This window comes from Candidatus Baltobacteraceae bacterium (assembly GCA_035502855.1).
Taxonomy (GTDB): Bacteria; Vulcanimicrobiota; Vulcanimicrobiia; order Vulcanimicrobiales; family Vulcanimicrobiaceae; genus Aquilonibacter.
Genome location: DATJTX010000016.1, coordinates 21,440 through 39,721 on the forward strand (window position 1 = coordinate 21,440; position 18,282 = coordinate 39,721).

The 18,282-nt window shown below is 63.4% G+C and carries 16 protein-coding genes; 11 read left to right on the forward strand and 5 right to left on the reverse strand.

Annotated features, from left to right (window positions below; all coding sequences use genetic code 11):
• Positions 1-6 precede the first annotated feature (6 nt).
• The 3 genes from rimI to tsaE are packed head-to-tail and all read right to left on the reverse strand — an operon-like array spanning position 7 to position 1,645.
• Positions 7-543, reverse strand: coding sequence for a ribosomal protein S18-alanine N-acetyltransferase (gene rimI, locus VMF11_03330; GenBank protein HTU69330.1), 537 nt, complete (start codon positions 541-543; stop codon positions 7-9).
• Positions 540-1,211: a tRNA (adenosine(37)-N6)-threonylcarbamoyltransferase complex dimerization subunit type 1 TsaB gene (gene tsaB, locus VMF11_03335; GenBank protein ID HTU69331.1), complete on the reverse strand. Its 672-nt coding sequence runs from the start codon at positions 1,209-1,211 to the stop codon at positions 540-542. Before tsaB ends, rimI begins: the two co-directional genes overlap by 4 nt.
• The gene (gene tsaE / locus VMF11_03340) at positions 1,208-1,645 is read right to left on the reverse strand and encodes a tRNA (adenosine(37)-N6)-threonylcarbamoyltransferase complex ATPase subunit type 1 TsaE (GenBank protein ID HTU69332.1); all 438 of its coding nucleotides are present in this window, start codon (positions 1,643-1,645) and stop codon (positions 1,208-1,210) included. The genes tsaB and tsaE overlap by 4 nt, the downstream gene beginning before the upstream one ends.
• On the opposite strand from tsaE, the gene VMF11_03345 reads away from it, so the two are divergent.
• The 4 genes from VMF11_03345 to VMF11_03360 all read left to right on the forward strand — a co-directional run bounded on the left by VMF11_03345 (position 1,644) and on the right by VMF11_03360 (position 6,997).
• Positions 1,644-2,021, forward strand: coding sequence for a hypothetical protein (locus VMF11_03345; GenBank protein HTU69333.1), 378 nt, complete (start codon positions 1,644-1,646; stop codon positions 2,019-2,021). The two genes, tsaE and VMF11_03345, sit on opposite strands and share 2 nt — an antisense overlap.
• Positions 2,022-2,124: 103 nt before the next feature.
• A complete protein-coding gene (gene gyrA, locus VMF11_03350; GenBank protein HTU69334.1) occupies positions 2,125-4,629 on the forward strand; it encodes a DNA gyrase subunit A in 2,505 nt (834 codons plus the stop codon).
• A gap of 329 nt (positions 4,630-4,958) precedes the next feature.
• Positions 4,959-5,480: a hypothetical protein gene (locus tag VMF11_03355; GenBank protein ID HTU69335.1), complete on the forward strand. Its 522-nt coding sequence runs from the start codon at positions 4,959-4,961 to the stop codon at positions 5,478-5,480.
• A 152-nt stretch (positions 5,481-5,632) separates the two neighbouring features.
• On the forward strand, positions 5,633-6,997 hold the full coding sequence (locus VMF11_03360) for a hypothetical protein (protein HTU69336.1): 1,365 nt from the start codon (positions 5,633-5,635) through the stop codon (positions 6,995-6,997).
• A 297-nt stretch (positions 6,998-7,294) separates the two neighbouring features.
• On the opposite strand, the gene VMF11_03365 is transcribed toward VMF11_03360, so the two are convergent.
• A complete protein-coding gene (locus VMF11_03365) occupies positions 7,295-7,798 on the reverse strand; it encodes a hypothetical protein (GenBank protein ID HTU69337.1) in 504 nt (167 codons plus the stop codon).
• A 62-nt stretch (positions 7,799-7,860) separates the two neighbouring features.
• On the opposite strand from VMF11_03365, the gene trxA reads away from it, so the two are divergent.
• The 6 genes from trxA (at position 7,861) to VMF11_03395 (ending at position 14,461) form a co-directional block, all read left to right on the forward strand.
• The gene (gene trxA, locus VMF11_03370; protein ID HTU69338.1) at positions 7,861-8,187 is read left to right on the forward strand and encodes a thioredoxin; all 327 of its coding nucleotides are present in this window, start codon (positions 7,861-7,863) and stop codon (positions 8,185-8,187) included.
• 103 nt (positions 8,188-8,290) lie between these two features.
• Positions 8,291-9,631, forward strand: coding sequence for an L-seryl-tRNA(Sec) selenium transferase (selA, locus tag VMF11_03375; protein ID HTU69339.1), 1,341 nt, complete (start codon positions 8,291-8,293; stop codon positions 9,629-9,631).
• Positions 9,632-9,685: 54 nt separating this feature from the next.
• On the forward strand, positions 9,686-10,006 hold the full coding sequence (locus tag VMF11_03380; GenBank protein HTU69340.1) for a hypothetical protein: 321 nt from the start codon (positions 9,686-9,688) through the stop codon (positions 10,004-10,006).
• A gap of 167 nt (positions 10,007-10,173) precedes the next feature.
• A complete protein-coding gene (locus VMF11_03385) occupies positions 10,174-11,562 on the forward strand; it encodes an amino acid permease (GenBank protein ID HTU69341.1) in 1,389 nt (462 codons plus the stop codon).
• A 9-nt stretch (positions 11,563-11,571) separates the two neighbouring features.
• Positions 11,572-13,443 carry a selenocysteine-specific translation elongation factor gene (selB, locus tag VMF11_03390; GenBank protein HTU69342.1) on the forward strand — a complete coding sequence of 624 codons (1,872 nt, stop codon included), beginning with the start codon at positions 11,572-11,574 and terminating at the stop codon, positions 13,441-13,443.
• Between the two features lie 10 nt (positions 13,444-13,453).
• Entirely contained in the window at positions 13,454-14,461 is a 1,008-nt protein-coding gene (locus tag VMF11_03395) for an adenosine deaminase (GenBank protein HTU69343.1), read from the forward strand.
• Here VMF11_03395 and VMF11_03400 read toward each other — a convergent pair.
• Complete coding sequence (locus VMF11_03400; protein HTU69344.1) at positions 14,442-15,548, reverse strand: hypothetical protein; 1,107 nt, start codon at positions 15,546-15,548, stop codon at positions 14,442-14,444. The two genes, VMF11_03395 and VMF11_03400, sit on opposite strands and share 20 nt — an antisense overlap.
• A 102-nt stretch (positions 15,549-15,650) precedes the next feature.
• Between VMF11_03400 and clpB the strand changes: the two genes are divergently transcribed.
• Positions 15,651-18,281 (forward strand): ATP-dependent chaperone ClpB, encoded by a 2,631-nt coding sequence (clpB, locus tag VMF11_03405; GenBank protein HTU69345.1) that lies wholly within the window; start codon positions 15,651-15,653, stop codon positions 18,279-18,281.
• Position 18,282: the final 1 nt, after the last annotated feature.

The window sequence follows — 18,282 nt, forward strand, 5'->3', positions numbered from 1 at the left end:
GCGTCGCTATGCCAGACGCGAGCGCAGCGCGTCCAGGCGCGCGCGGAAGAGTTCGCCCTTGAGGTTGCCTGCCCACATCACCATGGCGTTCTCGTTGTTGTCGCTGTAATAGCCCTTGCGCGTCGTCACCGTGGTGAAGCCGTATTTCCGGTAGAGCTGCTGTGCCCCGACGTTGCTCTCGCGCACTTCGAGCGTCATCCACGAAGCACCGCGCGCGATCGCGTCATCGAGCAGATACAGCACCAACCTCTCGCCGTAGCGCCGGCCGCGCAGCGCGGGATCGACCGCGATCGTCGTAATGTGCGAGTCCTCGAAAATCACCCAAATGCCGCCGTACGCGACGATCTTACCCGCTATCCGTCCGACGAAATAGTGCGCCAACTTGTTGGTGTGCAACTCGTTATAGAAGGCGTCGGCCGGCCAGGTGGTTGCGAAGGAGGCGCGTTCGATCGTCAATACGTCGCTGATGTCGGCGGGCGTCATCGGTGAGATGGTCAGCGGCTCGGGGCGTTCTGCCGGTGCGCGCGAGAGTTCGGCTTTCATCGGGTCCGTCGGGTGGAAACGAAGCGAGGAACCTTCGCGGCGGCGCGCTCACCGTAATCGGCGCGCACTTCGTGCGCGCTCGCAGCCACGCACGCATGCGCACCCGCGAGCGCGACGGCTGCTGCGGGCGGCGTCACGAGCGGCGCCATGGCATTCACAACCCACCCGCCTTCGGCGAGGGCGCAGAGCACGTCCTCCGGCGCGCCGACCACCGGCAATTCGCCCGGTGCCGCGTCCCGCAGAACCTCGAAGAGGACCTCGCCGATCCGCCCCGAGGCGCGCGCAAGGCCTCCCGGCGAGCGATAGCGGGCGGAGATGACGCCGGTTCGGCCGACGACCACCGTCAGCACGGTCGTCAGCGGGCGCCCGAATTCGAGCGCGTCGAACGAGGAGATCGGAGCGAGCGGCAGTTCCCATGCTTGGGCCAGCGATTTCGCATACGTCACCGCGATGCGCAGGCCGGTGAACCCGCCGGGGCCGATTCCAACGGCGAGCCGGTCGAGCGCGGACGGTGCGACCCCTGCGTCCCGCATGACGTCGGCGAGGGAGCCCAAGCCCGATTCGAGCGCGACCGCGCCGTCGAGCGCCCGCGCCGCCAGCACCGCACCTTCGCGTGCGACGGCCGCCGAGAAGCCGCCGAGCGCGCCGTCCAAACCGAGGACGATCACGGAACGTTCACGTCGACGATGCGCGGCGAATCGCCCGATCCGGCGATCGTGATCTCGTACCGATGCAGCGGCAGAAGACCGGGCGCATGGGTCCACCATTCCACGAAGACGATCGAACGCGCGTCGAAAACCTCGTCCAGACCAAGTTCCCGGAGTTCCGCCGGGTCTTGTACCCGGTAGAGGTCGAGGTGGTCGATCGGCGGTTCCCCCGCGTAGCGGTGCCAAAACGTGAAGGTTGGACTCGAGGTCTGATCCTGCCCATGGCGCGCCCGCACGGCTGCCCGGACGAAGGTCGTTTTTCCTGAGCCGAGTTCGCCCGAGAGCGCGATCACGTCGCCCGGCTGCAGCGCGCGCGCGAATTCTTCCGCAAAGGCTTCAAAGGCGGGCAACGAGGGGAAAGTCTGCCGTGCCGGCGCGGCGAACCTATCGGGCATGTCGAGCGGCGATTTCGCATCCGAGCTGCAGCAGTCCGTCCAAGACCACCTGGCCTTGATCGCAGCCGCCGCCAAAGCGGCCAAGTCGCGGATTGGAGCCGCGGTCGAGGTGCAGCGCGCGCCTACGCAGCCCGCCGCGTCCCCTGCGGTCGAACGTCCGCAGCCCTCGCCGCGCGTTCCGCGCCCGGCCGTCAATTTCGACGTCCGCGAAGACGAGGCCGATTCGGCCTTTGCCTCGGCGGCCCTCAGTGAGGCCGATGCTTTTGCGGCCGAACCGGCCCCGGGAGCCCTTCCGCGGGGCGCGATTTCGTTTGACGATCTGGCAGTCGAGGGCGTCGACGACGAGGGCATTCCGGTGTGGGAAGAAAGCCCCTAAAAAGCGAAGGTATTTAAGGAAGCTTGTTTTCAGGAGAAAGGGGTCCCACGCCGCACAGCCGGCTGGGCGAGCAGTCGCGTTTTGGGCGCGGCTCTTTTAAATAATGCACAACGATATCGTTCAACAGGTCAACGTCGAAGACGAAATGCGGGAGAGCTATCTCTCGTATGCCATGTCGGTCATCGCCTCGCGGGCACTGCCCGACGTGCGCGACGGCCTCAAGCCCGTGCAGCGCCGCATCCTCTACGCGATGCGCGACATGGGAATGGATCCGACCAAACAGCACCGCAAGTGCGCCGGTATCATCGGCGAGGTGCTCAAGAGCTATCACCCACATGGCGACAGTTCGGTCTACGACGCGCTCGTGCGCATGGCGCAAGATTTCACGTTGCGCTACCCGCTGGTCGACGGACACGGCAACTTCGGATCGATCGACCCCGACTCGCCGGCAGCCTACCGCTATACCGAAGCACGGCTTGCGCGCGTCGCGCTCGAGATGCTCGCCGACATCGAAAAAGAAACGGTTCCGTTCGTTCCCAACTTCGATAACCAGGGAACCGAACCGAGCGTGCTGCCGGGCAGGCTCCCGCAACTCTTGCTCAACGGCTCGAGCGGTATCGCGGTCGGCATGGCGACCAACATTCCGCCGCACAACTTAGGCGAGATCGCCGATGCGATCGCGCTGCTGATCGACGATCCGAACACGAGCGACGACGACCTTGCCAACCTAGTCAAGGGCCCGGACTTTCCGACCGGCGGTTCCATTCTCGGCACCGAAGCGATTCGCGAAGCGTATCGCACCGGCCGCGGTTCGATCACGATGCGCGGCAAAGCCGAAATCATCGAGGAGAAGGGCCGCCACAAGATCGTGATCACGGAGATTCCGTATCAGGTCTACAAAGGCCGCATCGTCGAGGCGATCGCCGAAGCGCACACCGAGAAGAAAATTCAGGGCATCGCGCGGCTTGACGATCTCTCCAACCGTAAGGGCATGAAGGTCGTGGTCGAGCTGCAGAAGAGCGCGACGCCGAAAGTCGTGCTCAACCAGCTCTTCAAGCACACGCCGCTGCAGTCGAGTTTCGGCTTCAATATGCTCGCGCTGGTGCCGGTGGGCGAGCGGCGCGTTGACGGCTCGGTCGCGCTCGAACCGCAGGTGCTCAACCTCAAGCAGCTGCTCGAGCACTTCATCACCCACCGCAAAGACGTCATCACGCGGCGTACGCGCTACGATCTGCGTAAAGCCGAGGAACGCCGGCACCTGCTCGAAGGCTACCGGATCGCGCTCGACAACATCGATGCGGTCATCGAGATCGTGCGCGGCAGTCAGACGGCCGATGAAGCCAAGACGAAACTTTCGGCGCACTTCGAGCTCTCCGACATTCAGTCGCAAGCGATCGTCGACATGCGTCTGCGCACGCTTGTCGGTCTCGAACGGCAGAAGATCGAAGACGAGTACGCCGAGCTGCTCAAGACGATCGCAGAATTGGAAGATATTCTGCGCAGCGAACGGCGCGTCGCGCAAATCGTCAAGAGCGAGACGCTCGAACTCAAAAAGAAATACGGCGACGAGCGCCGCACCGACGTGCAGCCGGCCGAGGACGAGATCTCGATGGAGCAGCTCGTCCCCAACGTCGACGTGGTCGTCACGTATACGGTCGGCGGTTACATCAAGCGCGTCGGCATCGATACCTTCCGCACGCAAAACCGCGGAGGCCGCGGCGTGACCGGCATCGCGAACCTCAAACGCGAGGACGTGGTGCGCAACTTCTTCGTGACCAAGACGCACGATCACGTGCTCTTCTTCACCAACAAGGGTCGCGCGTATCGCTTGCGCGGCTACGAGATCCCCGATACGACGCGCACCGCGCGCGGCACGGCGCTGGTCAACCTGCTCACGCTCCCGCCGGGCGAAGAGGTTACCGCGGTCTTCCCGATCCACGAATTCGTGGCTGGGCGCTACATGGTGATGGTAACCGACAAGGGCGTGATCAAGAAGACCCCGCTCTCCGAGTTCGCCAACGTGCGCCGCAACGGCCTCAACGCGATCAACCTCGACGACGGCGACGAACTGCTGGCGGTCGACCTCTCGAACGGCACGCACGACATCATCCTGGCAAGCTCGGCCGGCATGGCCGTGCATTTCAACGAGAGGGACGTGCGGCCGATGGGCCGCAATGCGCGCGGCGTGAAGGCGATGACACTCGACGAGGGCGATACGATCGTCGCGATGGACGTGATCGAAGACGAACGGCGCGAAGTGCTGCTCGTTACCTCGAAGGCGTTCGGCAAGCGCACGCCGATCGAGGATTATCGCCACACCTCGCGCGGCGGTAAAGGTGTCAAGGCGTTCGCGCGCGAGCGCGAAGACATCGGCCAAGTGCTCGATCAGATCATGGTCGCGCCGGAGGACCAGATCCTCATGATCACGAGCGGCAATCAGGTGATTCGGCTCAAAGTCGCCGACATCCGCAAGGCCGGGCGTTCGACCAAGGGCGTCCGGCTGCAGCGCCTCGGCGAGGGCGACGAAGTCATCGCGATCACGAACCTCGGCAAGCAGGCCGAACAGGTCACCGATATCACCGGCGAGCCGGCAGAGATCGAGGGCTAGGCACACCGACGTATCTGCGTTGTGTGGTCGGCTTGTTCGCCTTGCCGCAGAGAAATATTTTTCCGACGCTGTTTAAGCCCCGTGTGCTGCCTTCAGCGGCGGTCCGAATGGAGCAGTTCTTTGACCTAATGTAGGACAATAGACTCATTGCAGGTTCCTACCTGGGCTTGCTATATTAGGTCTGTTCGCCGAGGTGTGGGCAGGCATGGATTCCGTTTATTTTGGCGCGTCCTTCCGTCTTAGAGACTTCGGCTTGCGGTTGAGGAGTCGAGACTTTGATTGGCAATCATCGAGGGCCCCTACGGCGCTCGGTCGGAGTGCTAGCGGCGATGCGCATACAATTCGGCATCCTTAGCGCCATGCTTGCCTTAATGACGGCGTGTCACTCTGGAGCGCGGGCATCTGATGAATCGTCGGGACCGCCGGGTGCAGCCGACAATAGGGTCCGCGCCGTGCGGATTGGTTTTGGCACGGCTTGTCGTTTGGGCGGCGACACCGGACCGGCGAGCTATCCGGTCGCTGACATCGGTAAGCCGGGCGTTCCAAAACTTAGCGCGCGCAATCTCGCGATGATTCATGCAATTCAAGTCTACGTGCATTCGAAGACATTAATGTTCACTGTCAACGCTCCTGGGTCGTTGCCGTTCATCGTCTTTGACGCTCGCGATGGCGTCTGTTCGGGCACCCAGTTCGGCGCTCTCAACGCCCGGGCGTGCAACGCGTTCTACGTGCCAGCAGACATTCATAACGGAATTGGCGCGATGATTGGTTGTTATGAGGCACCACGGCCATGGATTCCGCATGATGGTGGCAACAAGAACGCAACGCCATGGTCAAAATACCCTAACTAGCTCCTGATACTTCCTCTTGGCCTGAGGTCACTCGCCAGGCAAAACCGGTGCCACGAAAGGAATTTATGCGAAGATACCCTCTCTCTAAAATCGCCCTCATCACTGGAACGTTGGTATTGGTTGTGGCCTGTTCATCGGGAAGGCAGTCATCCTTGCCAACGGTAGGCGGTCCGAATCAGAGCGGTACCGAATCCATCACGCGATATTCGGTAGCTGGCCCGCAGCCGCTAGTACCGGATAACTTTGCGGCGGCCCAGGCAAAAACACTTACAGATGCACAGATCGACACGTATATCGATCCCTCGGTTACTGGTGCGAACCGTACGCTTGCCCACACCTTAATGAGACTCATGCCGCCGAACCTCCGCGGCGATTTCATCTACATGAGCAGCAGCGGGCAGCTCATAAGCAACAACCCGGCGCTTCTTCAATACGCGACAGTAACGCGAGGAACAATGGCATCGGCGTCGCTGCAGCAATCCATGGCCGCTTCGTCGACCCATCGGATGGATTATGTATCCTCGTGTAGTCCTCCTGACCCGCCAAATCCCTCAGGCGGAGCCTACGTTCGGCAGGTGTCTATTTGTGGCTTTACGGGGGGCTGGGCATTCGTAAACATCCCGTGCTATTCGACGAGTCTTCAACCGGGAGAAGACGGGCTTGCTTATTTTGAAGTCACCGGCGTTAACGGCGCAAGCGAAGTCGAGGGCGGCGTCTTCACACCCGACGGGTCGACGCTAGATCCGTATCTCCGTTCCAGCACCTACGGCGGGAACGGATATGAGTCACTGATTAACGCGTCAAATAGAGAGTACTGCGGCGAAAATGTGTTCATTGCTCATGGCCTTACTCAAAGCGGCGCTTTTACGTACACAATGATAGGAGATGCTTCACAATACGATCCGCAATCTGTGTGGGTGAATGAAACGGCCATCACACCTTCAGACCCGTCGTGGCTATTCGGGCCCGCTCCTACAGTGGGCATTAGCGGACCCGGCACAGACCCGCTTGGAAATCAAACGCCGTGCGAGCAGTGCTCGGTATCTCAAGTGACCGCACTTGGCCAGACCGGACCCGATGGTGGTCCGGTTGCAACACCAGACCCGGACGGTTCCTATTTCGGTGTGAGCGCCAACGGAATCGGGAACAACGATATCAATTGGCTTCAGGTAGCCTTCGGAAACTGGGCGAGCAACTGCGTATCGGGTACATCGCTTTGCACGTTGGACACTTCAAACGACCCTGGGCTCTACTACGGTGGAGCGCAAAACTATCCAAGCAGCTTGTACGCGCAAAGTAACTACGGGCCGACGGGATATGGTCCGTATGAAACGTACGACGGCATCGCGCTGCCTGTCGGTTGGAATTCCGACGGCATCACACAACGCGCCGCAAGCGGCGGCTTTGCGCCCCTACCGCCAGCGCCCACGCCGACGCCGACGCGGGCGCCCACCCCTATTCCGAGCATCAAGCCTTGCACAAAACCTCCATGCCCACAGGTCGGCATGGGGCCATAGACGTAGAAGGAGCAGCGGGGCGCCTACGGAGCAGGTCCGGTAAAGCTGAGCGTGCGTATCGCCGGCGGCCTGGTGCTGCGAGCGCCGCATATAGAAACAAAAGCAGCGAAGGAAGGGGCCTTGCGCGCCTCTTCTCGGTTACGCGTACAGGGTTGACGCGTAAGGCAATTTCGGGGTTGCGGATTGCCGCGCACATAGATCCTGATGGTCAGGAGCGGCAACTAGTTCATGCGGTGGGGGGCGCCGACATCCGCGAGGCCTGACTTTCGAATGTCGCGCTCTTTGCATCCAGGCTCGCTATGGCCCGGACGGCGGAGGAAGTTGGCTGATATCGGGATTCTGAACGATTTCGGGAATGTACGTCTGACCCGCGTCGAGGATGAGGCCCGCCGTGCCGAAGCTGGAGATCACGTTGCCGCTAACCGCTGCGCCGATCTCCTCGCTGTACATGCTTGCACCGTATCCCTGGAAGATCTGGATTCCATACGGTCCGCTTGGTGTGATGCCGGTCGGCAGCACGGCGCTGATTTGCGAGGCGAGCGTCAGTGTTTGATTCGGCGTGGTCGTGAACGCGAGCTGCGTCTTCGCATTGCGTCCAACCGCTGTGTAGACGATCGATCCCGAGGCGCCCGCTACCGCAGGAAAACTAAGGGTGCCCCCGGCGGAGCTTGCCGCCACGGTCGCGCCCACGGAGCAAACCGGCGCCGATGTGCTTGGCGCTTGAATGCCTCCGCCGCCGCACGCGGTCAGAACCGCCAGAGCGGCTCCTGCGAGGAACAGCCGGTCGATCAGTCCGCTCATGCACGCAACCTCGCCAGGCGGCTCAAGGGTTGAGGGAGCCGGAGGTAAGAATTCTACAACCCATGAGTGCTTTAGCAGACGTCGGCCAGACGAATTTCCAGGACGAGGTGCTCGGCAGCAAAGAGCCGGTGCTCGTCGATTTTTGGGCCCCGTGGTGCGGCCCGTGTAAGATGCTCTCGCCGGTCGTTGAGAAGGTTGCTTCGGCGAACAGCGGCAAGGCGAAGTTCGTCAAGCTGAACACCGACGACAATCCGAACATCGCCGGCCAGTACCAGGTCTCGGGTATCCCGTGCCTGATCCTGTTCAAGGACGGCAAGCCGGTCGACCGTATCGTCGGATACGTCCCCGAAAACGTCATTACGGGGATGCTGGCTAAGCACGTAGCGTAAAAACGCATGCTTTCGTCCATGCCTTCGTTGCGTAACGGCTTATTTGCTGGAGCAAACCGCGCCGTTCCGCGCCTCGGCCTGAACGAAAGCCTCCGTTTTTCCCATGTCTAAACGTCAGATCCCGGCCGTCAACAAACTGCTCGAAGATCCGTCCGTTGCGCCCTACGAGGTTCTCGTGGGGCGCGATGCGTTGCGCGAGCTGATCGCGGCCGAGCTCGATCGCGTGCGTGCGGCCGAGAGCACGGCACCGTTCGAGGCGATCGTGGAGCACCTGCTCGTCCGGCTTCAAGCGCACGCGTCGGCGAGTTTGCACCCGGTGGTGAACGCCACCGGCGTTCTCCTCCACACGAACCTGGGCCGGGCGCCGGTCGCCGCACCCGCATTCGACCAAGCTTGCGCGATCGCACAAGGATATTCGAATCTCGAATTCGATCTGGACGCGGGCGAACGCGGCTCGCGCTACGAGCATGCCGGTGAGCTGCTGCGCCGCATCACCGGTGCGCAGGACGCGCTCGTGGTCAACAATTGCGCTGCAGCGATTTTGCTGATTCTGGATACGTTCGCGCGCGGAGGCGAGGTCGTGCTCGCGCGCAATCAATTGATCGAGATCGGTGGCGGTTTCCGCCTGCCCGACGTGCTGGCTCGCAGCGGCGCGAGATTGATCGAAGTCGGCACGACGAACAAAATCTACCTCCACGACTACGAACGCGCGCTCTCGCCGAAGACGATGCTGCTGATGCGCTCGCATCAATCGAACTATTCGATCGAAGGTTTCGTGCACGACGTGGCGCCGGCGGAGCTGGCCGCGCTCGGACGGCGCATGGGCGTCGCGGTGGTCGAAGATCTCGGCAGCGGTGCCCTGGTCGACCTGCGCGAGTACGGACTTCCGCACGAACGCACCGTACAGGACGCGCTCGCCGACGGCATCTCGCTGGTCGCGTTCTCCGGCGACAAATTGCTGGGCGGGCCGCAAGCGGGCATCATTGCCGGCACACGCGCGCACGTGGCGCGCCTGCGCTCGAATCCGTTGCTTCGCGCACTGCGCGTCGACAAGGTGACGCTGGCGCTGCTCTCGGCGACGCTGCGTCTGTACGCAAGCAAAGAATCGCGCGAGCTGATTCCGTTCTATCGCATGCTCGCACTCTCGCTCGAGAGCTTGCGTGCGCGGGCCGCGCGCATTGCGGCAACGGTTCCGGCGCTCGACGTCGTGGAAACCGAAGGGCGCGTCGGCGGCGGCTCGCTCCCGCACGCCCGCATCGCTTCGATCGGCCTTGCGCGCAGGAGCGAGCGGCCCGATGCGCTCGCGGCGCGGCTGCGAGCCGGCAATCCGCCGGTCGTCGCGCGAATCGACGGCGAACGTGTTGTGCTCGATCTGCGCACGGTCGAACCTGAACACGACGACGCCATCGGCACCGCGCTTGCACGCCTCGGCCCGGCCCTCTAGACGTCAAGATAGCGCGGCGCAGTGTCATGCTATACTGCCGATGAAGGAGACAGCATGACCGCCCAGCCCTGGGAAGCAGGCCTCGCGCGCCTCGAGGGGGCGTATGCCCAAGTTGCCGACCGTTTGAATTCGATCGACGGGCGCTTCGCGCAGATCGACGCGCGCTTTGCACAGGTCGACGCGCGCTTTGCACAGGTCGACGCGCGTTTCGCGCAGATCGACGGGCGTTTCGCGCAGGTCGACGGGCGTTTCGCGCAGGTCGATTCCCGGTTCGGTCAGATCGAGAACCGGATGCAGCAGCAGTTTCTGTGGCTGGTGGGCTCGATCTTCGGCACGTGGGTCACGACGATGCTGGCGATCCTCTTTCACCGCTAATCGCGGCGCCCGCCGAGCGGTGAGGCCGACGTAGAGATACGTGACCGAGCACGTCCATACGGCAGCGGCCAACATAAGCGCGATTAGCACGACATCAGATAGAGGGCGCGTGACGTGAACTGTTGGTCGGGATGACAAGTTGCGGCCGAGGCTGAATGGCGATGCCGGTGAAAGGACTCTTCGCGCGGCAGCCGCTCGCGTGGACTTCGCGCGAGCACGAAGGGCCCAGGTTGCGCCGCACGCTGGGCTGGCCCGCGCTCACCGCGATCGGCCTGGGCACGATGCTCGGCGGCATCTTTCCCACCATCGGCGCCGGCGCGCACGCGGCCGGCCCGGGCGTCATCCTCGCCTACGTGCTTTCCGGCTTGGTCAGTCTCTGCGTTGCGCTCTGCTACGCCGAGTTTGCCTCGATGGTGCCGGTCGCCGGCAGCGCGTATACGTACGCATACGCGACGCTCGGCGAAGTGGTCGCATGGGTGATCGGATGGGATCTGATTCTCGAATACGGTCTTTCGGTCGCGCCGACTGCGTCATCGTGGTCGGCGTACGCTCAGCAGTTGCTCGGCTCGGTCGGCATCACGCTCCCGGCGTGGGCGCAAACAGGCTCGATCCTCTCCGGACAGATCGACGTCGTCGCGGCGCTCGTCGTCATCGGCATTACGGTTCTGGTCGCAATCGGCATCCGTGAATCGGCCAACGTCAACGGCGCATTGGTCGTGTTTCAGATCGTCACGATGCTGGTCTTCATCGGCGCCACCTTCCACGCCGTACACGCAGCCTATCTGCGCCCATTTGCGCCGCACGGTTTCCACGGGATTCTCGCGAGCACGGCGCTCGTCTTCTACGCGTACATCGGCTTCGATACGGTTACGGTGGCCTCGGAGGAAGCGAACGACCCTGTGCGCCACGTGCCGGTGGGCATCATTCTCGCGCTTATCATCGGCGCGTTGCTCTATGTTGCCCTGACGTTCTTCACCGTCGCGGCGCTGCCGTACCAGAAGCTCAGCGGCGGTGCGGCGATGCTGGATGCGCTCAAGGCGGCGACCACAAACCCGGTACTCTTCTGGATCGTCGCGCTGGGCGGCGTGGCCGGAAACACGACGGTCGCGGTTACGTCGTTGCTCGGCCAGATTCGGATCTTTTACGTGATGGCGCGCGATCGCATGCTGCCGCCCGGCGTCGCCAAGATTCATCCGCGCTTTCGCACCCCGGCGCGCATGACGCTGATCACCGGCGGTATCGTCGCCGTCCTGGCGGCAACGCTGCCGCTCTCCGACCTGCTCGATTTCGTCAATATCGGGACGCTCTCGGCCTTCGCCATCGTGTGCGCCGGCGTGCTGGTGCTGCGGGTCGTGCAACCGGATGCGCACCGCCCCTTTCGCGTGCCGTTCGTATGGCTCTTCACGATCGGGGGCGCACTCTCGTGCTTGCTCTTGATCACCGGCCTCTCGCTGCCGACGTGGATCCGCTTTGCCCTATGGTTCGCGATCGGCATCGCGATCTACGCCGTCTACGGGTATCGCAAGAGCCGGCTGCGAACGCCATTGCCACCGTAGGTTCGTAGCATGCACATCATCGGAACCGCCGGGCACGTCGATCACGGCAAGTCCTCGCTCGTGTTGGCGCTGACCGGAACCAATCCCGATCGCTGGCTCGAAGAGCAAGAGCGCGGGATGACCCTCGACCTGGGCTTTGCGCATCTGCGCTTCGAGGACGGAATCGAGGCGGGGATCGTCGACGTTCCCGGGCACGAGCGCTTTCTGCACAACATGCTCGCCGGCGCCGCCGGGATGGAACTGCTCTTGCTGGTCGTGGCCGCCGACGACGGCGTGATGCCGCAGACGATCGAGCACCTGCAGATTCTGCGATACCTCAATGTCAAGCGGATCGTGGTCGCGCTCACCAAAGTCGACCTGATTTCGCCGGAGCGGCGGGATGAAGCGTCGAGGCGCGTTCGCGAGCAACTCGGCGACACGATCGCGCGCGACGCGGTCATCTTCGCGGTGTCGAGCGTCACCGGTGAAAATCTCGACATGCTGAAAATCGCGTTGCACGATGCGCTGGCGGCGCTGCCCTCGCGCGAACCGCACGCGCCGGCCTACCTGCCGATCGATCGCGTCTTCGTGTTGCCGGGGCGCGGGACGATCGTAACCGGTACGCTGATGCAAGGCCGAATCGCGGCCGGCGATTCGATGGCACTCGATCCGCCCGGCGAGCGCGTGCGGGCGCGCAGTTTGCACGTCTTCGGCGCCGCGCGCGATGCGGCAACCGGCGGAACGCGCGTGGCGTTAAATTTGCCCGGGATCGAGCGCGCGCAGATCGGACGCGGCGCGGTGCTGGCCGATCCCGCATTCTCGGCGCGCGCGAATTTCGCCGTACGATTCTCCGCGCTGCGTGACGCGCTGCCGCTGATCCGCCGGCGCACGCACGTGCGCGCGCACATCGGATCCGCCGAGATCCTCGGTACGCTCGTGATCGAGCGGCCGCCGGCGGACGAGGGCGTCGTCGACGCGCAGCTCTTCCTGCGCCGGAGCGTGCTCGCATTTCCGGGCGTGCGCTTCGTGCTGCGCCGCGTCTCGCCCAAGACGCTGCTCGGCGGCGGCGAGATCGTCGCGCTCGAGGGCGAGGCGCCCGCGCCGTCGAGCGACGATCACGGCGTGATTCGCGCGCTGCTTGCTCAGCACGGGCTCGAACCGCAAGATGTTGCCGCGGTTGCCTTTGCCGCCAACGTGCGCGAGGAGGTCGCGCAGAACGCCCTGAGCGAGCTGGCGGAACGCGGCGAGGCGGTCGCGCTCGCGCGACCGGCCGCCTATCTGGACGCAGCGGCGTTCACGGGATTCGGCGCGCGGGTCGTCGACGCGCTCGAGACGCGGCAGCGCGACGAGCCCTGGTCGATGGGCGTGACCTCTCTCGCACTCGCGCGCCTTCTTACGATCGATGAACCGCTCGTGATCCGCTTGCTCGCCGCACTCGTCGAAGAGGGCCGCATCGTGCAGCGCCACGGCTACTACGCGACCACCGACCATCAGCCCAAACTCTCACCCGAACAGCGCGCATTCTTCGAGGAGAACGTCCCGCTCGACCCCGCGATCCCGTTCCTTCCGGTTGCGTTCGACGATCTTGCAGCGCAGGTGAAGTGTTCGGAGATCACCGGACTCAAGAAGGCCTTTGATACATTGCTCGCCCGCGGCGTGCTGGTGAAGATCGGTGATGCTCTGTATCGCGGAACGCAGATCGAACGCGCCCACGAACGCATCGAGACGTTCATCGCGAGCAACGGTCCGATGACGATGGCCCAGTTTCGCGACTTGCTTGGAACGTCGCGTAAGTTTGCGGTTCCCCTGCTGGAATGGTTCGACGCGCGCGGAATCACCGTGCGTACCGGCGATCTGCGCGCGCTGCGCGCGCGAAAAGGCGCGCGGGAACAGCTCGTATAACCTGGGCCGGGTGATCGATCTCCGGCGACTTCCCAAGGCCGAACTCCATCTCCACATCGAAGGCACTCTCGAACCCGAACTGATCTTCACCATCGCCCGGCGTAACGGTGTCGATCCCGGCTATCCTTCGGTCGACGCGTTGCGCGAGGCGTATCACTTCACCGATCTGCAGTCATTTCTGAACTTGTACTACGCCGGTATGCGCGTCCTGCGCACGCAGCGCGACTACTACGATCTCGCTACCGGCTACCTCGAACGTGCGGCGGCGCAAGGCGTGCGCCACGCCGAGATCTTCTTCGATCCGCAGGCCCACACGCAACGCGGCATCTCGTTCGCGGTCGTGCTCGAAGGTCTGAGCGCGGCGCTCGATTCGGCGCGCGAGCGGCACGGCATCACCTCGCACCTGATCCTGTGTTTCTTGCGCGACCTGCCGGTTGAATCGGCGATGGCGACGCTCGATCAAGCGATCCCGTTTCGCGATCGAATCGTCGCGGTCGGACTCGATTCGGCTGAGATCGGCAACCCGCCGGCGAAATTCTTGACGGTCTTCGATCGCGCGCGTGCCGAGGGCTTCTTGACCGTCGCGCACGCCGGCGAGGAGGGCCCGCCGGAATACGTGTGGGAGGCGCTGGATTTGCTGCACGTATCGCGCATCGATCACGGCGTCCGCGCGCTGGAAGACCCGCAATTGGTCGAGCGTCTTCGCCGCCAGCGCGTTCCGCTGACCGTGTGCCCCTTCTCGAACGTCAAGTTGCGCGTGGTCAGTGACCTCGCCCACCATCCGCTCAAGCGCATGTTGGCCGCGGGACTGCTCGCGACCGTGAACTCCGATGACCCCGCCTACTTTGGGGGCTACGTCACCGCGAACTTGGAAGGCGCAGCGGTTGCGCTGGGGCTTTCGGAGCATGACGTGATCACGCTCGCCAAAAATTCGTTCGAGGCGTCGTTCATCGACGATGCGAGCAAACGAATACATCTCGAAGAGATCGACCGCATGATCAATGCCGCACGAGCGTGACCACGCCGATCACGACCTCGATCGCGATCAACAGGATCACGATGACCTCGAGAAATTCGTCGCGCTGCACTCGCGCCTGGTCGATGAAGAACCGGTACAGGTCGCGAACGCTGGCGAGCTTGCTGTCGATCTGGCGCTGCCAGTCAGCCAAACCCAGCCGCGCCGCCGCAGCGCGGTAGATGCGCGCGTAGTATGCATCGCCGACGACTTTGAGTGCGTTGCTCGATCGATCGATCAATTCGAGCACGTCGACGATCAGATAGCGTACGTCGGCGGCGAGTTCCGCCTCGCGCCGGCCGAAAAGCGAGCGCGACCGCTGGCCCGGTGCGGTCGCGTAGATCGAGTCGAGCTCGCGATCGAGCAGCGCGTCGTAAGTCCGCAGTTCGAGCAGTTGCGAATTGGCGAATTCCAAGATGTCTTGGATCGCGTCGCTCGATTCGCGCCGGTCGTAGACGAAGGCCGTATCCCATTGCACGATCGTCAGATCGTCTGCGTAATACGAGAAGCGCGTGCGCAACGACTCTTCGATCTCGCCCTGTGAAAGCGAACCGGATTCACCGAGCAGGATATTCGACAGCGCTTCGGAGTGATCGTGCAGCAGCGCCTCGGCATCGAGGCGCGGATCGAACCGCTCGATGTCGATGACCAGGTAATCCTCGATCAGCGGTTCGTGCCGGTCGTCGAGCGCAGCACCCAGCTCGTCACAGACGCGCCGCACCACGGCGATCGCGTATTTGGCGATTTCCTCGTTGCGTCGCACCCGGGCGGCTACCGCTTCGAGTTCGCCCCACGCGCCGCCGGCTGCAAAGGAGAGACGCAGCGAAATGACACCGTAGTCAAAAAACTTGGCGCGCACCGTGCACTGCAGCTCGGCCAGCATCGTGTCGGGCAGGCGCGCGACCAGCGGCGGAACGGGGAACTGGAGATAGGAGTTGCTCTGATGCGGGCGCAGCGGGATGTCGGCCGGGGCGACGCCTTCGCCTTCCACCGTGCGAAGCGCCGCGAGATCGATGGTGTCGGCGACGTCGAATAGGTAAAATGCGCGAACCGCTCCCGCCGCGATCTTCATCGGGATAGAATAGACCATACCGGGAGCAGTGGCCTTCGGGCCGGCTAGGGCTCCGCTGCTCGCACTGGGAGGTCTGCCCTGCAACCAAGCGCCGCGAATTGCGGTTCTGTAGAGTGAAGCATGAACGTCGATAAAATGACCGAGCGCGTAGCGGACGGCCTCAATGAGGCATATTCGCGCGCGCTCCGCGAACACAACACCCAAACGATGCCCGAGCATGTGCTTGCGGCGCTGCTCGAACAGGAGCGCGGCATCGCGCCCGACATCCTGACCAAAGCGGGTGCCGATCCCAAAGCCTTCGCGCGGCGCGTCGACGAAGCGATCGCGCACTTGCCGCATCTCTCCGGGCCGAACGCCGAGTCGGCGCAGGTCACGCTCTCGCCCGAGCTCGGGCGGATCATGAACGCCGCGGAGAACGAGGCCAAGGCGCTGCAAGACGACTACGTTTCGGTCGAGCACGTACTGCTCGCCATGGCGCAATCCACCGGGACGGTCGGTAAGCTCTTTCGCGACGCCGGGCTGACCAAAGACAAACTGCTCGCGGCGCTGCGCGACGTCCGCGGCAATCAACGTGTGACCTCGAAAGATCCGGAAGGCACGTACAAATCGCTCGAACGCTATGGGCGTGATCTCACGCTCGAGGCCGAGCGGGGAAAGCTCGATCCGGTGATCGGCCGCGACGACGAGATTCGCCGCATCGTTCAAGTGCTCTCACGCCGCACCAAGAATAACCCGGTGCTGATCGGCGATCCCGGCGTCGGCAAGACCGCGATCGTCGAAGGATTGGCGCAGCGCATCGTGCGCGGCGACGTTCCCGAAGGATTGAAGAACAAGCGCATCGTGTCGCTCGACATGGGCGCACTGATTGCCGGCGCAAAGTATCGCGGTGAGTTCGAGGAGCGGCTCAAAGCCGTACTCAAGGACGTCGCCACCTCCGAAGGCGGCATCATTCTCTTCGTCGACGAGCTGCACACCGTCGTCGGCGCGGGGAAGACCGAAGGCTCGATGGACGCGGGGAATCTGCTCAAACCGATGCTGGCGCGCGGCGAGCTGCACATGATCGGCGCGACGACACTCGATGAGTATCGGAGGTACATCGAAAAGGACGCGGCGCTGGAACGGCGGTTCCAACCGGTCTTCGTCGATCAGCCCAGCGTCGAGGATACGATTTCGATTCTGCGTGGTTTGCGCGAAAAATACGAGACCCACCACGGGGTGCGGATCAAGGACAGCGCGTTGGTCGCGGCGGCGACGATGAGCAACCGCTACATCTCGGATCGCTTCCTTCCCGACAAGGCGATCGACCTGGTCGACGAGGCCGCGGCCAAGCTGCGCACCGAGATCGACTCGATGCCGCAAGAGCTCGACGAGGTTTCGCGCCGCATCATGCAGCTCGAGATCGAGCGCGAAGCGCTGCGCAAAGAAAGCGATAGCGCAAGCCGTGCGCGCCTCGACGTGCTCGAACGCGAGCTCGCCGAACTGCGCGAGTCGCAGGCGAAACTACGCACGCAATGGGATGCGGAGAAGAACGCGTCCGTTCGCTTGCGCGAGCTGCGCGAGCAGATCACCGAGACCAAGGTGCAGATCGAACAGGCCGAACGCCAATACGATCTCAATCGCGTGGCGGAGTTGAAGTACGGCCGCTTGGCGCAGCTCGAAAAGCAGCTTGCCGCCGAGGAGACGCGTCTGCGCAGCGTGGACGGCGGCCGTCTTTCGAAAGAAGAGGTCGACGAAGAAGACATCGCCGAGGTGATCGCGCGTTGGACCGGGATTCCCGTCTCCAAATTGCTCGAGGGCGAACGGCAGAAGCTGCTTCATCTCGATGAGGAACTGCACAAACGCGTCATCGGGCAAGATGAAGCCGTAACGGCGGTTGCCGAAGCGGTCTTGCGCTCGCGTTCGGGTCTTTCCGACCCGAATCGGCCGATCGGCTCGTTCATCTTCCTCGGGCCGACCGGCGTTGGGAAGACCGAACTCGCGCGGGCACTGGCCGAGTATCTCTTCGACGACGAGCGCGCGCTCGTGCGTATCGATATGTCGGAGTACGGCGAGAGGCATAGCGTCGCGCGGATGCTCGGCGCGCCTCCGGGCTACGTCGGGTACGACGAGGGCGGGCAGCTCACCGAAGCGGTCCGGCGCCGTCCGTATTGCGTCGTGCTCTTCGATGAGATCGAGAAAGCGCACCCGGACGTATTCAACGTCTTCTTGCAGATTCTCGACGACGGCCGTTTGACCGACGGTCAAGGCCACACCGTCGATTTCCGCAACACGATCGTGATCATGACCTCGAACATCGGCAGCCATCGTATCCTCGATTACAAGGGGACGTGGGGCGGTGCCGACGAGGCGATCATGCGAGCGACCGTGATGGAAGAGCTGCGCGCGCACTTCCGGCCGGAGTTCCTCAATCGCGTCGACGAGGTCATCGTCTTCCATGCGCTCTCCGAGGATCAGTTGATGCAGATCGTCGACATCCAGCTTGGGCGCTTGCGCGCACGGCTTGCCGAGCGGCACATCTCGCTCGCGCTCGACGAGGCGGCGAAGCGTCATCTGGTCAAGGCCGGGTACGATCCGCATTACGGTGCGCGCCCGCTCAAGCGGACGCTTCAGAAAGAAGTGGAGACGCCGCTCGGACGCAAGATTCTCGCGGGCGAGATCAAGGACGGCGACACGGTGAACGTGGGATTCAACGACATCTCGGGCGAGCTCACGTTCAACGCCGCACCCACCAAAGTTCCGGCAACGGTGTAAG